Annotated in this window: 13 protein-coding genes and 5 tRNA genes (1 of these 18 only partly in view); 1 reads left to right on the top strand and 17 read right to left on the bottom strand. The window is 38.9% G+C overall.

Annotated elements, in window-relative coordinates; translation table 11 throughout:
- Positions 1-133 precede the first annotated feature (133 nt).
- The 8 genes from JNUCC76_RS00850 to rpsL all read right to left on the bottom strand — a co-directional run bounded on the left by JNUCC76_RS00850 (position 134) and on the right by rpsL (position 8,501).
- Positions 134-1,213: an ABC transporter substrate-binding protein gene (locus JNUCC76_RS00850; RefSeq protein ID WP_454155039.1), complete on the bottom strand. Its 1,080-nt coding sequence runs from the start codon at positions 1,211-1,213 to the stop codon at positions 134-136.
- A 1-nt stretch (position 1,214) separates the two neighbouring features.
- The gene (locus tag JNUCC76_RS00845) at positions 1,215-2,045 is read right to left on the bottom strand and encodes an ABC transporter permease (RefSeq protein ID WP_454155037.1); all 831 of its coding nucleotides are present in this window, start codon (positions 2,043-2,045) and stop codon (positions 1,215-1,217) included.
- A 13-nt stretch (positions 2,046-2,058) separates the two neighbouring features.
- A complete protein-coding gene (locus tag JNUCC76_RS00840) occupies positions 2,059-2,880 on the bottom strand; it encodes an ABC transporter permease (RefSeq protein WP_454155035.1) in 822 nt (273 codons plus the stop codon).
- Positions 2,867-3,973, bottom strand: coding sequence for an ABC transporter ATP-binding protein (locus JNUCC76_RS00835; protein ID WP_173674453.1), 1,107 nt, complete (start codon positions 3,971-3,973; stop codon positions 2,867-2,869). Before JNUCC76_RS00835 ends, JNUCC76_RS00840 begins: the two co-directional genes overlap by 14 nt.
- Positions 3,974-4,054: 81 nt before the next feature.
- Entirely contained in the window at positions 4,055-5,248 is a 1,194-nt protein-coding gene (locus JNUCC76_RS00830; RefSeq protein WP_454155034.1) for a CynX/NimT family MFS transporter, read from the bottom strand.
- Between the two features lie 81 nt (positions 5,249-5,329).
- On the bottom strand, positions 5,330-7,441 hold the full coding sequence (fusA, locus tag JNUCC76_RS00825) for an elongation factor G (RefSeq protein WP_454155032.1): 2,112 nt from the start codon (positions 7,439-7,441) through the stop codon (positions 5,330-5,332).
- Positions 7,442-7,601: 160 nt separating this feature from the next.
- Positions 7,602-8,072, bottom strand: coding sequence for a 30S ribosomal protein S7 (gene rpsG / locus JNUCC76_RS00820; protein ID WP_011679126.1), 471 nt, complete (start codon positions 8,070-8,072; stop codon positions 7,602-7,604).
- A gap of 15 nt (positions 8,073-8,087) precedes the next feature.
- The gene (rpsL, locus tag JNUCC76_RS00815; RefSeq protein WP_004911305.1) at positions 8,088-8,501 is read right to left on the bottom strand and encodes a 30S ribosomal protein S12; all 414 of its coding nucleotides are present in this window, start codon (positions 8,499-8,501) and stop codon (positions 8,088-8,090) included.
- 252 nt (positions 8,502-8,753) lie between these two features.
- Between rpsL and JNUCC76_RS00810 the strand changes: the two genes are divergently transcribed.
- Positions 8,754-9,413 (top strand): prepilin peptidase, encoded by a 660-nt coding sequence (locus JNUCC76_RS00810; RefSeq protein ID WP_454155030.1) that lies wholly within the window; start codon positions 8,754-8,756, stop codon positions 9,411-9,413.
- Between the two features lie 4 nt (positions 9,414-9,417).
- Here JNUCC76_RS00810 and JNUCC76_RS00805 read toward each other — a convergent pair whose 3' ends face one another.
- The 9 genes from JNUCC76_RS00805 to JNUCC76_RS00765 form a co-directional block, all read right to left on the bottom strand.
- Complete coding sequence (locus JNUCC76_RS00805; RefSeq protein ID WP_454155028.1) at positions 9,418-11,889, bottom strand: ATP-dependent Clp protease ATP-binding subunit; 2,472 nt, start codon at positions 11,887-11,889, stop codon at positions 9,418-9,420.
- 144 nt (positions 11,890-12,033) lie between these two features.
- A complete protein-coding gene (gene prfB / locus JNUCC76_RS00800) occupies positions 12,034-13,152 on the bottom strand; it encodes a peptide chain release factor 2 (RefSeq protein WP_454155026.1) in 1,119 nt (372 codons plus the stop codon).
- Between the two features lie 50 nt (positions 13,153-13,202).
- The gene (gene secA, locus JNUCC76_RS00795) at positions 13,203-15,614 is read right to left on the bottom strand and encodes a preprotein translocase subunit SecA (RefSeq protein WP_454155024.1); all 2,412 of its coding nucleotides are present in this window, start codon (positions 15,612-15,614) and stop codon (positions 13,203-13,205) included.
- Between the two features lie 135 nt (positions 15,615-15,749).
- Positions 15,750-17,057, bottom strand: coding sequence for a serine--tRNA ligase (gene serS, locus JNUCC76_RS00790; protein ID WP_454155022.1), 1,308 nt, complete (start codon positions 17,055-17,057; stop codon positions 15,750-15,752).
- Between the two features lie 322 nt (positions 17,058-17,379).
- Positions 17,380-17,453 (bottom strand) — tRNA-Ile (locus JNUCC76_RS00785).
- 32 nt (positions 17,454-17,485) lie between these two features.
- A tRNA-Gly gene (locus JNUCC76_RS00780) sits at positions 17,486-17,556 on the bottom strand.
- Positions 17,557-17,583: 27 nt separating this feature from the next.
- A tRNA-Phe gene (locus JNUCC76_RS00775) sits at positions 17,584-17,656 on the bottom strand.
- 20 nt (positions 17,657-17,676) lie between these two features.
- Positions 17,677-17,750, bottom strand: a tRNA-Asp gene (locus JNUCC76_RS00770).
- 2 nt (positions 17,751-17,752) lie between these two features.
- Positions 17,753-17,812: transfer RNA gene (locus JNUCC76_RS00765), tRNA-Met, on the bottom strand (it continues 14 nt past the right edge of the window).

The following is a 17,812-nucleotide window of genomic DNA, read 5'->3' as shown; positions in this document are numbered from 1 at the left end:
CTACTGTTCCAAAAGCGTACTTAAATATAATAACAAAAAAAACCCTGCATTGCAAGGGTTTTGTTCTTTTAATTTAAAAATGTTTATTACCTTCTTTCAATGAATTTCCACAACTAAATCTATTAACTTTATTTCATCGCTGTGTCATCTTAAACTCTAAGAATGCATCATTATACTTCTCTGTCCACTTTTGTCCTAAATCATCATATGTTTGTAAATTACGGATTGTTTTTTCATCTGGATAAAACTGTTTATCTTCCCGAATTGATTTTGGTAATAACGCCAATGCCTTCTTATTTGGTGTAGCATAACCAATATACTCTGCATTTTGAGCAGCGTTGTTCGGTTCACTCATGAAATTCAAAAATGCATATGCTGCTGCTTTATGTTTAGCATTTTTTGGCATCACAATATTGTCAAACCACAAATTCGAGCCCTCACTAGGTACGACATAATGCAAATGAGAATTTTTATCCATTGCTTCTGCAGCTTCACCAGAGTAAGTTACGGCTATTGCAGCTTCATCCTGAGCCATATACATTTTAATCTCGTCAGCAATAATCGCTTTGACATTTGGCATCAAGGTTGTTAGTTTTCCTTGTGCTGCAGCTAAGTCAGCTACCGATTTGTTATTCATAGACTTCCCTTGTGTAATTAAGGTGATGCCCAAAACATCTCTTGCTGAGTCAATTAACATAATTTGATTTTTAAACTTTGATGACCAAAGATCATCCCAATGTTGAACGTCTTTAGCTTTGACATATTTGTCATTGTAAATAATGCCAAGTGTACCCCAAAAGTAAGGAACCGAATATTTATTACCTCTATCAAAAGATTGATTGAGAAAACGACTATCGTAATTCTTCAAACCAGTTAATTTACTATGATCAAGTGGTAATAGTAAATCATCTGCTTTCATTTTTTCAATCATATATTCTGAAGGCACCGCTAAATCGTAGGAGGTACCACCTTGCTTAATTTTCATGTACATCGCTTCATTTGAATCAAAAGTTTCATAACTAACTTTATAGCCAGTCTCTTTGGTGAATTTTTTTAATAATGCGGGATCAATGTAATCTCCCCAATTATATAAATTCAATACTTTGCCACTTTTGTCTCCTGTACCTGTCTGTGCCGAAAAATAATGTTGCGCACTAATGAGTAAAGCAACAACAATTAATATCCCCATTACACTGGATAATAATTTTTTCATTTTACAGTCCCTCCGTAGCCGGCATTACAAGGTTTGTTCCGCCGCGCTTTTTGCCTTTAGAAGATCTGTTGGAAATAAAATAATAAATCAATACTAATAGTAGTGAAACCAAGAACATCATTGCCGATAACGCATTGATTTCTAAACTAACCCCTTGGCGCGCACGAGAATATATTTCAACTGACAAAGTTGAAAAACCATTTCCTGTTACAAAGAACGTCACTGCAAAGTCGTCCAGCGAGTAAGTAAACGCCATAAAAAATCCCGCTAATATCCCCGGTGAAATAACCGGTAATACTACCCTAGACAACATTTGAAAATTGTTGGCACCAAGATCCTTGGCTGCGGTGACTAAATAAGGATTCATCTCCTGTAAACGAGGTAATACCATCAAAACAACAATCGGTATACTAAAAGCAATATGCGAAAGTAGAACAGAAGTAAAACCGAGTGTAAAACCAACAACGGTAAATAAAATTAAAAATGAGGCGCCAATAATAACATCCGGAGAAACAAGTAAAATATTATTAAGTGATAAGAAAATATTTTTCGCTAATTGATGACGCTGATTATAGATATACAGGGCCCCTGCTGTGCCAATCACACTAGCCAATAGTGAAGATAATAACGCAACTAGAAATGTGTTAACCACAATCTCTAAAATTCTTGTGTCGACAAAGAGCTCGGCGTAATGCTTCAATGAAAAGCCATCCCATCCTTGCATAACATCTCCTGCATTAAAGGAGTAAATAATCAAAAAGAAAATAGGTAAGTACAACAAAACAAATACAAAAACTAAATACAAATTAGACCATCTAAATTTTTTATGCATGATTAGCCATACCTCACTTTCTTAGATTTTTACGTGCACGATCACGTGTCAGCAGCATTGTAGCAATCATTGCAGCAATCAAAACTACGCCAATCGTTGAACCAATTTGCCAATTTTGCGTGACCAAGAAGTGCTCTTCAATCGCGGTTCCTAGAGTAATCACTCGATTACCTCCAATCAAGCGTGTAATCATAAATAATGACAAACTAGGAATAAACACTGCCTGAATGCCGGCCTTAACACCCGGCATCGACAACGGAAAAATAACGTAGCGAAGTGTCTGCCACTTATTAGCACCTAGATCGTGACTGGCCTGAGAAAGTCTTGAATCAATCTCCGATAACGAATTAAAAATGGGCAAAATCATAAAAGGAATTTCGATATAAGCCGCTACCAGCAAAAAACTCCAGTCAGAAAACAAGAGCTGTTGTGGCGCAATGCCCCAAAGTGAAATAAAATTATTCACAGTCCCAGTCTTGGACAATAGTCCAATAAAAGCATACGTTTTTAACAGTAAATTAATCCATGTAGGCAATATGACTAATAATAGCCAGAATTGTTTTTGTTTTAGTTGATTCAATAAATAGGCTGTTGGGTAACTGATCACTAAAGTAATCATTGTTATTAAAAATGCGTACCATACTGAGTTGAATGTCATTCGCAAATATGTCCCACTGCCAAAATAGGTCGCATAATTGCTAAATGTGAAATGTCCACTAGCAGTAGTAAATGACTGAAATAACATTAATATCAATGGCGCAATAACAAATAGTAATAACCAGATGCCGTAAGGAACAATATAAAATATTTGACGTTGTTGTTTAGATTTCATCATCGTCCTCATAACTCTCCAAGCGCGCATCAAAATCGTCCTCAGACTCATTAAATCGCATAATGTGGATATCCTCAGGATCAAATGTTAAACCTACTCTAGCACCAATTATTGCCGAATTTGTTGCCTGAACTTGCCATTCATTGCCATCATCATCTCTAGCCGTAATTTCATAATAATCTCCTCGAAACGATTGGTCTTCAATAGTAACGACTAATTTACCATTTTCAATGGACGTCAAATCTAAGTCCTCGGGTCGTAACACTACTTCAACTCTCTCGTTGGGGCGCATTCCTGCATCAACATTTTCAAAATCTTTACCCACAAAATGGACCACGTAATCTGCTTTCATGATGCCATCAACAATATTGCTTTCACCAATAAAATCAGCAACAAAGTGATTGATTGGTTCATCATAAATATCTTCTGGTGAACCATTTTGCTGAATAACACCATCATTCATTACAAATATCCAATCAGACATTGCTAATGCTTCTTCTTGGTCATGTGTCACAAAAACAAATGTAATCCCTAAGCGCTGTTGAATTTCTCGAAGTTCATATTGCATACTTTTACGTAACTTATAGTCTAAAGCTGACAAAGGCTCATCAAGTAATAAAACCTCTGGGTCATTAGCCAAAGCACGCGCAATCGCAACGCGTTGCTGTTGTCCTCCTGATAACTCATCAATCTCGCGATCAACAAAATCACTTAACTTGACCAGATTAAGCATTTCTTTCACTTTGTTCTTAATTTCCGTTTTATTCATTCCTTTTAAAGTCGGACCGAAAGCAACGTTATCAAAAACATTCATATTTGGAAATAATGCATAATTTTGGAATACAGTATTCACTTTTCTCTTTTCCGCAGGTACATCATTAACACGTTGACCCTCAAAAGATATATCTCCTGAGTCAGCCGTTAGCTGTCCAGAAATCAGTTTTAAAATAGTTGATTTTCCTGAACCAGATGGTCCAAGTAAAGTATAAAATTTACCAGCTTCAATCTCTAAATCAACATTATTTAAAACATGTGTATCTCCAAAAGACAAATCCACTTGATTAAAAGCAATAATTGGTACTTGTTTCTCACTCACTTGCTCACCCTCGAATCTTTTCAATAGAATACATTTTACACTAATTATAAAAACAAAAAAAGCGCGATGACTTGCGCTTTTTTAATCCAAAATTTTATCTTGATTTTCCACAATTAATATTGCAATTGTCATCAAAATAAATAATATAATTAGCATAATAATTTGCGGAATCCAAGAATGAAACCAACCATATGCATAACCAAATAACAGTGGCCCAGTTGCAGCTAATAAATAACCACCGCTTTGTGCCATGCCAGACAACTGTGCTGTTTGTTCTGCATTACTAGTTTTTAGACTAAGCGTTGTCATTAAGTATGGGAATAATGCTGACGTACCAACCCCAATTAATAAGTTAACGATCAGCCAATAGGTAAACGTTCCTTGCGGGAAAAGTAACAACATGTACCCTAAAGTGCCCAATATTGAGAACGTCCCCACTAGCAACTGCCGTTGCACACTATTAAGTCTGGCAACAATTGATGGAATAAACAAAGCAAATGGCAAACCAATCAATGAATTCAAGCCAGCAAACAAACTTGCTGTAGCAGCCGACAAACCAGTCTGCACTGCCATCGTTGGTCCCCAAGCTAATAGAATGTAAAACATAATTGACTGTACACCACTAAAAAACAACAATAGCCAAGCATACTTATTTCGCCAAATACTGGGTTTCAAAACATTCTCAGATTTTGTTTTAACTGTTGTTTGGTTATTATGAACAAAATTTTGATTAGGTAACCAAACAAATAATGCGATTATTAGTAGAACTGTTAACAAAATTATAAATGTATGCCAACCAGTTACAGCAGTAATAGGTGCCGAAAGCGCTGCCCCTACAGCAGTCGCTAGCATCATACTAAACGTAAATATCGAAGTCATAAAACCAACTTTTTGCGGGAAATACGTTCGAATCACACTAGGTAATAAAACGTTCATATGTGCAATCGCAACTCCTATGCATGCAGTACCAATGTAGAGAAGCGGTGTATTTAAGATTCGAATGAACGAACCAATAATAAGCAATCCAAGCATGAGTGTGAAAGCACGTTCTAACCCCAACTTTTGTGCTACCTTTGGCGCAAAAACTGAAAAAATGGCGAACGCCAGTAAAGGTATCGTTGTTAAGATTCCTAGACTAGAAACCGGTACATGCAATGAACGCGCAATATTCCCCAATATCGGTGGAATAGACGTGAAGGGTAAGCGTAAAACCATTCCCACAACAATTATCCCAGGTACTAAAAATTTACTATGATTTTTATTGTTTTTCAACATTTTATTTTTCCTATTAAAACGGCGTCACTCATATTGAGTGACGCCGTTTATACTGAACCATCTGTCAGTTAAATATTAGAATTAATCTTCTTGACCGTGTGTCTTGATGATTTCTTCTTGAATGTTCTTAGGAACAGCTTCATAGTGGTCAAATACCATCTGGAATGTACCACGACCTTGCGTAGCTGAACGCAAAGTAGTTGCATAACCAAACATTTCTGACAAAGGAACCTTAGCCTTAACAGCCAATACAGGTCCACGTGATTCTTGACCTTCGATCATACCACGGCGAGCTGAGACGTGTCCCATAACATCACCAAGGTTGTCTTCAGGTGCAACAATATCAACAGCCATGATAGGTTCAAGAATAACCGCACCAGCCGTCTTTGCAGCTTCCTTCAAAGCCAATGATGCAGCAATCTTAAAGGCAGCTTCACTAGAATCGACATCGTGATATGAACCATCATACAACTTAGCCTTCAAGTCAACTAATGGGAATCCTGCCAAAGGACCAGCATTTAATGCATCCTTCAAACCAGCTTCAACTGAAGGGATGTATTCACGCGGCACAACACCACCAACAATAGCATCTTCGAATTCAAAGCCAGCACCCTCTTCGTTTGGTGCGAATTCAATATAAACATCACCATATTGACCCTTACCACCAGATTGACGCTTGAAGAATCCACGTGCTTGAACAGTCTTAGTGAACGCTTCACGATAAGCAACTTGAGGCGCACCAACGGTTGCTTCAACGTTAAACTCACGACGCATACGATCAACCATGATATCCAATTGCAATTCACCCATTCCAGCGATCAAAGTTTGACCAGTTTCTTGGTTTGTGGTTGCACGGAATGATGGATCCTCTTCAGCTAACTTTTGAATAGCATTTGATAGCTTGTCTTGGTCAGCCTTTGTCTTTGGCTCAATAGCCAATTCAATAACAGGTTCTGGGAACTCCATTGATTCAAGAATCAATTGATGACCAACATCTGTCAATGAATCACCTGTTGTGGTATTCTTCAAACCAATCGCAGCAGCAATATCACCTGAGAACACTTCTTCGATTTCAGTACGTGAAGTAGCGTGCATTTGTAGCAAACGACCAACACGTTCACGAGTATCAGAAGATGTGTTTTGTACGTATGATCCAGACTTCAAAGTACCAGTATACACACGCATAAATGTCAAACGACCAACGAATGGATCAGTCATAATCTTAAATGCCAAAGCAGCGAATGGCTTTGAATCATCAGCAATTAAGTCGATTTCTTCATCAGTCTTTGGATCGTTAGCAATATATGGCTTAACATCCAAAGGTCCTGGCAAATAGTCAACAACCGCATCCAACATCATTTGAACACCCTTATCCTTGTAGGCAGAACCTGCAAGTACTGGGTAGAATTGTAATGCCAAAGTAGCACGACGAATTGCAGCTTTTAATTCTTCGATTGAAATATCTTCACCTTCAAGATACTTTTCCATCAAATCATCATCAACATCAGCAACAGCTTCAATCAATGTATTGCGCTTTTCTTCTGCTAATTCCTTTAACTCTGCAGGAATTTCGCGAGGTGCCCACTTTTCTCCCAAATCATCTTCAGGATAATATGCTTCTTGTGTAATCAAGTCAATAACAGCTTCGAAGTCATCTTCGGCACCAATTGGCCATTGAATAGCTTCAGCATTAACTTGCAAACGCTCATGGATTGAATCCACTGACATTTGGAAATCAGCACCCATCTTATCCATCTTATTAACGAATACGATACGTGGTACATCATATGTGGTTGCCTGACGCCAAACTGTTTCAGTTTGAGGTTCAACACCAGCAGCACCATCCAAAACCGCTACGGCACCATCCAAAACACGCAATGCACGTTCAACTTCGATTGTGAAATCAACGTGACCTGGTGTATCAATGATGTTCACACGATAAGGTGTTTTCGCGAATTGGTCAAAGAAACCGTGCCATACAGCTGTTGTAGCAGCTGATTGGATAGTGATTCCACGTTCCTTTTCTTGTTCCATGAAATCCATTTGTGAAGCACCATCATGTGTTTCACCAATTTTGTGAATTTTACCTGTATAGTACAAGATACGTTCAGTAGTCGTTGTCTTACCCGCATCAATGTGGGCCATGATTCCGATATTACGTGTACGTTCTAGTGGGTATTCACGTTTTGCCATTGTGAGTTATCTCCTGGTTTAGTTCTATATGCAACAAAAAGCGACACATAGTTGTGTTCGCTTTTTGACGATGCTTGTGTGTTACAAACACCGTCTATGACAATTGTACACTATCTGCATACCAAGGGTAGCATTATCTACTAACCTTAGTATCAAATTTTTACCAACGGTAGTGTGCAAATGCACGGTTAGCTTCAGCCATTTTGTGCGTATCTTCACGCTTCTTAACAGACGCACCAGTATCATTAGCAGCATCCATGATTTCTTTAGCTAAACGTTCATCCATTGTATGTTCGTTACGCAAACGTGAATAGTTAACCAACCAACGTAGCCCCAAAGTTGAGCGACGATCTGGGCGAACTTCGATTGGCACTTGGTAGTTAGAACCACCAACACGGCGTGCTTTAACTTCCAATACTGGCATGATGTTTTCCATAGCTTGTTCAAAAACTTCTAATGGATCGTTACCAGTTGCTTCCTTGATACGATCAAAAGCGTCGTACAAGATTGTTGAAGCTGTACCACGCTTACCATCAAGCATCAACTTGTTGATCAAACGTGAAACGAGCTTTGAGTTGTAAATTGGGTCAGGCAAAATTTCCTGACGCTTAGTATAACCTTTACGTGGCATTAGTCAGTCTCCTTCTTACTTCTTTGGTGCCTTTGTGCCATACTTTGAACGTGAAGTCATACGACCATCAACGCCCGCAGTATCCAAAGCTCCACGGATAATGTGGTAACGTACACCAGGCAAATCCTTAACACGGCCACCACGAATCAAAACAACAGAGTGTTCTTGCAAGTTGTGTCCAATACCTGGAATATATGCAGTTACTTCATATAAGTTTGAAAGACGCACACGGGCGTACTTACGCAAAGCTGAGTTAGGCTTCTTAGGTGTCATTGTTCCAACACGAGTAGCAACACCACGCTTTTGTGGTGCGGCATTGTTAGTTGCCTTTTTCTTCATTGAGTTGTAGCCAAAGTTCAAAGCAGGTGATTTTGACTTAGAAACCTTTGACTTACGTGGCTTACGAACCAGTTGGTTAATTGTAGGCATGCTACAGTCTCCTTTAAATTTTCATTAATTTCACAGTTCCAGGTGTATCATTTTTATATTTTCAAAAAGCGAAACACTGAAAATCTGCTGACAATTGCCTTTACAGCGCCGTTCAGCACAGTGTGACGATGTCACAGAACAGATTACTTAAAAGCACGTTCAATATAATACCATTTTGAGACGTGGTGTCAATAGGTTTTAACAACTTTCCATGTTAAATGAAAAAATGATTGCGACAACGTATGATAAGTTATGGAAAATATACTTATCTTTTTATTTAATAGCATTATCGTCTCATCTACTATATGTACCGCGGATCGTTTGTCCAACAGTGTCTCTTTGAAAATCCAACGCTCTTTTTGTTTCTATTGCGGGCGTAATTTGGCTTGGTTTGATATTATACCAGTTATTTCGGCATGTATTCTACACAATAAATGTCGCTATTGCCATACTCCTTTTGGTCGCTATTATGCTATTTTCGAATTGTTTTGCATATTAATCGGCACCTTACTATGGGCTGCACCTGTAACTTGGGTTACAGGAGTTTTATTATTATTTTTATCGTTAGAAGACTATTCGAAACAAAGCATACACGCGAATATTTTATTCCCTTGGATAGGCTATCTACTTGTACTTCATCATGATACCGAACATCTATGTTTAACAGTTCTCATTTTAATACTATCTATAATTCTCGTAAAACATCGACGCACATTAGGTAGTGGCGATATGCCGGTACTACTAAGTTTAGTACTATCAAACACACCTGTTATTTTTTCTTGTACTTTACTTATCGGTTGTTGTCTGGCTTTACTCTATCTATTATACTCAAAACAAAAAAGATTACCCTTTGTACCGTTTTTAAGCGGTGGTTGGGTAATCACTAATCTTTACATATTATTTTTACTTTAAAAAATTATGCTTTTGTCGTATCTTTTTTTAATGGCTTTGTGCTAATTCTGATTTCACCATTTTTGGCACCAATCGTTACCGCATCATCAGTTGTGATATTGCCTCGCAGTAATTCTTCACTTAATGCATCTTCAACTTTAGTTTGGAGTGCACGCCTAATTGGACGCGCACCATATTCAGGATCGAATCCCGCTGAAGCTACTACGTCAATTGCTGCTGGCGTTATCTTAACACTGATACCTTGTTCAGCGACACGCTGTAGAACCGAACGACTCATTAGCTTTACAATTTCATGCAATTCAGGCTTCGTCAAACTTTCAAACACAATAGCTTCATCTAGTCGGTTAATAAATTCTGGTCGGAATGTTTCTTTTAAGGTTTCACGTATTTTTGCAGCTACTGCTTCGTGATCGTCTTTCAAATCAACCGCACCAAACCCTACCGATTTTTCATCACGTAATCGTGTCGCGCCAAGATTAGAAGTCATAATGATGATGGTGTTTTTGAAATCAACCTTTCGTCCTTTTGAATCTGTTAAATAACCATCGTCAAACACCTGTAACATTAAATTAAAGATGTCTTGATGTGCTTTTTCTGCTTCATCCAATAAGACAACAGAGTACGGATGATTACGAACCTGCTCTGTTAATTGGCCACCTTCGTCGTAACCAACATATCCAGGCGCTGAACCAATCAAACGACTAGATGACCAACGTTCCTGATACTCTGACATGTCGATTCGAATCAAGTTATCTTCGCTGCCAAATATTGCTTCAGCCAACGCTTTAGCCAGTTCAGTTTTCCCAACACCAGTTGGTCCCAAAAACATAAATGTACCAATCGGGCGACTAGGGTCTTTTAATCCAGAACGAGCACGACGAATTGCTCTAGCCACTGCGGATATAGCTGTCTTTTGTCCAATAACACGACGTCCTAAAACTGACTCCAAATTGACCAATCGCTGTTGCTCATTCTTTTCCATTTGCGTAACAGGGACACCAGTTTGTTGTGAAATGACCTCAGCAATATCTTCTTCTGTAACATGAAGCAAATATCGTTCAGTAGTTTCTTTTTGAGTATCTTTTGCTTCTGACTTTGCCAGTTTCTGCTTCAATTTCATTTCTTCAATGCGCAACAGGGCTGCCTTTTCAAAATCCAATGACGTAATAGCAGTTTCTTTTTCCGCTTGAACTTCTGCAAAACGAACCTTGGCTTTCGATATTGGCGTCGCTTTCCCAGTGGCATCAATACGTACTTTTGCTCCAGCTTCATCCATCAAATCAATGGCTTTATCAGGCAAAAATCTATCCGAAATATAGCGAGCTGAAAGTTTCACAGCCGCTTCAATAGCTGCATCATCAATTTGAACTTGATGATGTTGCTCAAAATGAGAACGAATTCCTTTCAAGATAGCAATAGCATCATCTTGAGTTGGTTCATCAACTGTTACTGATGCAAAGCGGCGTTCCAAAGCTGCATCGGATTCGACATATTTTTGATACTCATCAAATGTTGTAGCACCTAAAGTTTGCAATTCACCACGTGCTAATGCTGGCTTTAAAATATTCGATGCATCAATAGCGCCCTCAGCGCCACCGGCACCAATCAATGTATGCAACTCATCGATAAATAGAATAACTTCACCATCATTATAAATTTCTTCAATGATTTTTTTTAATCGGTCTTCAAATTCTCCACGGTATTTTGTTCCTGCAACCAGTGACCCCATGTCCAATGCCATCAACCGTTTTTTGGCTAAGTTTTCAGGCACTTCACCATCTACGATTTTTTGTGCCAATCCTTCAGCAATGGCAGTTTTTCCAACGCCAGGTTCTCCAATCAATACAGGATTATTCTTTGTTCGTCTGGATAATATTTGTATAACGCGACGAACCTCTTTGGGGCGACCGATTACTGGATCAATTTTGTTGTCTCGCGCCATTTGAGTCAAATCACGTGCCAATCCATCTAAAGTAGGTGTTCCCGCTGATGCTTGCTGCTTCTCCTGTTGCTTCATTTGCTTCCGTACATCAGTAATGCCTAATTTTCGAAGAATTGCCCGGCGCATATCTTGTAAATTAACGTCTAATGCTAGTAAAATTCGTGAAGATAGTATGCTTTCATCCTGTAATAAAGCTAACAAAATATGCTCTGTTCCAACTTTTGATTGTGCTAAAGCACGCAACTCTTCACTCGCTTGATGTAAAATATCTGCCGCTTTTGGTGAATAAGGTAAATAGATGTTTTTATCATAACGACTAGTGATACCATATCCTGTAAAGTGTTCAATTTCCTCACGAATATCATCGTCCATAACATTAAATTGACCTAATATCTTGCTAGCGATGCCTTCTTTTTCTATTGCTAGGGCGAGTAAAAGATGCTCTGTTCCCACAGCTTGGTGCTTAAAATACTTTGCTTGTTCCTGTGCCAAAACCAATACATTCTGCGCACTTGGTGTATAATTATTATCCATGTTTGCCTCCTTAAAATTAGGCTGCCTACGTCTTATATTGACTTATATTATAACCTATTAAACATTTATTAGGAAATTTTTTTGTTTAGTCTATTTATACTTATAAAATTTAAAAAGTCGAAACAGTAATGTTTCGACTAATTATTAATTAGGATTTTTAAGCGATAACTGCCACTGCAAGTACGCATTGATAAAAGGATCTAAATCGCCATCCAGCACTGCTTGTGGTTGGTTAGTTTCATAATTTGTTCGATGATCCTTAACCATTTGATAGGGATGCAAAACGTAAGAGCGAATCTGTGATCCCCAACCATTTTCCATTTTTTCACCGGTCAGCGCCGCACGCTCAGCTTCTTTTTTCTCTAATTCCAACTGGTATAACTTACTTTTTAACAGACGCATAGCATAATCACGGTTCCCATACTGAGTACGCTCTACAGTTGACGAAACAACAATCCCTGTCGGTTCATGCGTTAAACGAACACCTGTGGAAACTTTGTTGACATTTTGTCCACCGGCGCCACCAGAACGGAACACATCCATTTTAACATCATCATCACGTACCTCAACCTCAATTGAATCATCTAGCTCAGGCATTACATCAACTGATACGAAACTCGTATGACGTCGACCAGCGCTATCAAAAGGAGAAATTCTTACGAAACGGTGCACACCTTTCTCGCTTCGTAAAAAGCCATAGGCATTGTGTCCAGTTACTTTAATCGTTGCACTATCAATACCCGCTTCATCACCTGCATGATAATCTAAGGTTTCAACTTGAAAATCATGTTGTTGTGCCCAACGCATGTACATACGATATAGGTTAGCACCCCAGTCTGTCGACTCAGTACCGCCAGATCCTGGATGAATTTCTAAAATGGCATTATTTGCATCATACGGCTCAGTTAATAGTTGCTCTAAATTATAAGCATCAATATCTTTTTGCGCATTTTCAACCCCTGATTCAAGTTCACCCAGCGTGTCCTCATCCTCAGGATCTTCCACAGCCATTTCTATTAATAGTTCTAATTCTTCAACTTGATTTGTCAAATTCAAAAATGAATCACGACGATTTTTTAAAACATTATTTTCTTCAATAACCTTTTGCGCTTTTTCATTGTCGTTCCAAAAATCAGGTTCCGTCATACGATTTTCATAATCAGCAATTTCTTCCGTAAGTGCTTCCATATCGAGCGTTCCGCGAAAACGTTCGATATTCTCCTGCATATCACTAACGGCATGCTTCGCATCGATAATTTCCATATTAATTCCTTTCAAAATAAAAACGAACAAAGTTCGCTTTTATTTGTATATTAAGAACGTAAATTCTGACGAATTTCAGCTTTCATAAATGTACGTGTTGTGTCATATTCAACATCTGCAATCATCTTTTGAAAGTTCGCAAATGCTTCGCTTTGATACTCGATGAGTGGATTTAATTGTCCATATCCACGTAAACCAACACCTTGACGCAAGCGATCAAGAGAATCTATATGATCTGTCCAATGTTGATCAACAGCTCTCAAAATAACAACTTTCTCGAACTCCAACATTTGTTCTGGATCATAAAGCTGGCTTTGCTTTTCTTTATAATTCAACTTCGCTAACTCTAATAATTTTGCTTTGATTTCATCACGAGTCAATCCCTGCAATTGTTGCACTGTAACGGCATCATCATGTGCTAGGGCATTGCCAACAAAAGCAACAATTTGTGGAAAATTCCATTCAGAAGACTTTTTATCTTTTGTTTGAGCATCCACGACACGGTTAATAGTACGTTCAACCATTGGCATCAAAACCCATTCCAATGACTCCGATTCGTCAATAACAATATCACGTTCATGATAAATCAATTCACGTTGTTCACGTACAACATCATCGTACTGTAAAACATTTTTACGTGTATCATAGTTGTTTCCTTCAACACGCTTTTGGGCTGATTCGACAGAACGAGTAATAAACCTATTGGTAATCACTGTGTCTTCATCCAAATTCATTCTCTGCATCATCAGGCGGACACGTTCAGCACCAAAACGAATCATCAAATCATCTTCCAATGAAAGAAAGAACTGTGAAAAACCTTCATCTCCCTGACGTCCTGCACGACCACGTAACTGATTATCAATGCGTCGTGATTCATGACGTTCTGTGGCAATAACAACTAACCCGCCGAGTTCTGCAACACCGGGTCCAAGCTTGATATCTGTTCCACGGCCTGCCATATTTGTAGCTACTGTTATTGCACCACGTTGTCCGGCATTGGCAATGATTTCAGCTTCCTTAGCATTATTTTTAGCATTTAAAACATTATGAGGCAAATTTTTTGTCATCAAAATTTTTGATAACAATTCTGAATCCTCGACAGAGCCCGTACCAATTAGAATGGGTTGTCCCTTTTCATGCAATTCAACAATCAATTTTACAACCGCATTATATTTGGCACGAATAGATGTATAAAGTAAATCAGGCTTATCGACACGTCTAACAGGACGGTTCGTAGGAATACTGATTACTTCCATATTGTAAATTTCGCGTAATTCTTCTTCCTCAGTTTTAGCGGTTCCAGTCATACCTGAAAGTTTCTTATACATACGGAACAAATTTTGATAAGTAATTTGCGCCATTGATTTATTTTCTTCTTGAATCTCAACGTTTTCTTTAGCTTCAATAGCTTGATGCAAGCCATCTGATAAACGTGTTCCTTCAGAAATACGGCCCGTTGACTGATCAATCAACTTAACCTCGCCATCTTGAACAACATAATCCTTATCCTTAATGTAATTAAAATTAGCCCGCAAGGCTTGGTCAATATGATGCGTTAAGGCTGTATCATCGGCATCATATAAGTTGTCCAAGTTAAAGAATATTTCGCTTTTGTGAATTCCTTCAGGTGCTAACAAAGTCGCCTTGGCTTCTTCATCAACCTTAAAGTCCTCATCACGTTGCAAAGTTTTCACGAAACGGTCAGCACGAGCATAAAGTTGAGAGACTCCTGAACCTGGTCCAGAAATAATCAAAGGTGTACGAGCCGTATCAATCAAAATTGAATCTGCTTCATCGATAAGTGCAAAGTTCAATCCTCGTTGCATAACACGCTCGTCTGCGCGTCGTACCATGTTGTCACGTAGATAATCAAACCCAATGTTAAAGTTGGTAGAATAAGTGATATCAGCGTTGTAAGCAGCACGCTTTTCTTCTGCTGGCGCATCACCAACATTGACACCGACTGTCAATCCAAGCCAATTATATAATTGACCCATTTGCTCCGCATCTCGGGCGGATAAATAATCGTTCACTGTAACAACATGCACACCACGACCTGATAATGCATTTAAATAGACAGCCATTGTTGCTGTCAGGGTTTTACCTTCACCTGTGCGCATTTCAGCTAAATTTCCACCGTGTAATACGATGGATCCCATGATTTGAACATGGAAAGGATACAAACCAAGAACTCGTTTAGCTCCTTCCCGCGCCACAGCAAAAGCTTCCGGTAACAGCTCATCTAAAATTTTTGCCAAAGCCTTATTTTGCTTATCCTTGTCCTCAATACCATCAATTGCATCAGCAATTTTTGACTTGAATTCTCCAGTTTTAGCCTGTAATTCGCTATCTGACATGCTAACCATGGTGTCTGCATAACTTTCGACTTGATCGGCAATTTTATTTAATTTCTTTAGTTGTTGCTTTGAATTATCAACTAATTTACGTATTGGATTGGCCATTACTTTTAACGTGCGAGTAGTAAGTTCGCTCGTTTCTCCTCTGAAATCTATTTTTTGTATATTACTGCGAAATATGTGTATTATATGATTAATTATACCAAAAAAAGAGTCCAAAATATAGACCCTTCCTGTAAATTAATGGTGTGGAGTTGGTTTAAGCTTCTCTTGTCCGCCTAAATAAGGTCGCAAAACTTCTGGAATAGTTACTGAACCATCCTCATTTTGGTAGTTTTCTAAAATAGCCGCTACTGTTCGCCCAACTGCTAGGCCAGAACCATTTAATGTGTGCACTAGCTGTAACTTATTATCTGCATCACGATAAGTAATGTGCATTCGGCGAGCTTGGAAATCTTCAGTGTTTGATACTGAAGAAATTTCTCGATAAACATTTTGTTGTGGCATCCAGACCTCAATATCATATGTTTTTGCTGCTGAGAATCCCATGTCACCTGTTGACAATACAATCACATGATAAGGCAAATTCAATTTTTGTAAAATACTTTCCGCATCTAGTGTCATCTTTTCTAATTCTTTGTAAGAATCTTCTGGTTTGGTAAATTTAACCATTTCAACCTTATTAAATTGATGCAAACGGATTAATCCACGCGTATCTTTACCTGCCGATCCCGCTTCTTTACGGAAAGAAGGTGACAACGCAGTGAACTTGATTGGTAAGTCCTCACTTGGCAATTCTTCACCTGAATAATAGTTAGTCAAAGGGACTTCCGCTGTTGGGATATATGTTTGATTCAATCCTTCTACACGATAAGCATCATCTTGAAACTTTGGATATTGTCCCGTTCCAAACATTGCTGAATCATTCACCACAATTGGCGTGATCATTTCAGTGTAACCTTCTTGCCTATGCTCATCCAACATAAAGTTATACACAGCACGTTCAAGCCTTGCCCCATCGCCAACGTAGTATAGGAAGCGGGCACCAGAAACTTTTGCGCCTCTCTCAAAGTCAAGTATCCCCAGCTTCTCTCCAATTTCATAATGAGCTTTAACCCACGATGTTTCTTCTAAGGCATGAGGACGTGATCCGTATTCCTCTGGGGCCCACTTTCGTTGTTCTACGTTAGCAGATTCGTCTGGGCCAACTGGTACATCAACAGCAGCCATATTTGGCAAATGAGCAGCAATTTCTCGAACTTGTTCATCCAGCAATGTTTGCTCATTATCAAGACTCTTAATATCTGCCCCAACTTGTTTCATTTGCAAAATTGCTTCACTGGCATCTTCTTTTTGACGCTTAGCAAAAGCAATTTTATCTGATACTTCATTTCGTTGTGCCTTAAGAGACTCAACTTTTTGGATCAAATCCCGTCGCTTTTGATCAAGTTCCAATAACTCGTCAATTGTTTCTGAGTTAACACCACGATTTTCTAAACGTTGCTTGACTTCTGCGCTGTTTTTACGCATATAACGTATGTCTAACATTTAATATATCCTCTTTTTCATAAAATAAAAAACGCGTTCTTCCCTTGTCGCTAAACAAGGGACGAAAAACGCATTTCCGTGGTACCACCCAATTTTTATGATCATAAATAAACCATAACACTTCATTATCGATAACGGTGATTCCGAGCAGCATTACCCGCTAAACTGTTTGTTACTGGAGTTTCACGCGTATCATTTTCCATCAACCAATGATTTTCTAAAATGCGCTACTTATGGTAACTGATGTTCTCATTTTAACCCATTATCTGTCAAAAGGCAACAAAAAAAGGAGAGGAACACCTCTCCTACTTATTAATCTTAATGGGCCATCCAGGACTCGAACCTGGGACCTCTGCGTTATCAACACAGCGCTCTAACCAACTGAGCTAATGGCCCTTATTCCCCTTGCCCACTCTTACATAGACAAAAGCGAATGACGGGAATCGAACCCGCATAGCCAGCTTGGAAGGCTGGAATTCTACCATTGAACTACATTCGCAAGCTTTTCTTCGGGATCATCTCCCTATGGCGCTGGACGGAATCGAACCGCCGACACATGCAGCTTCAATGCATTGCTCTACCAACTGAGCTACAGAGCCATCTCATTGCTTCCAATGAACGGTCACAGCGGGGCTCGAACCCGCGATCTCCTGCGTGACAGGCAGGCGTCCTAACCAGCTAGACCATGCGACCAATTGCGGGAGCAGGATTTGAACCTACGACCTTCGGGTTATGGGCCCGACGAGCTACCAGAC

The organism is Leuconostoc sp. JNUCC 76 (genome assembly GCF_053667755.1).
The sequence above is the reverse complement of the archived record's forward strand: the minus strand, read 5'-3'. Positions and strand labels throughout refer to the sequence as shown.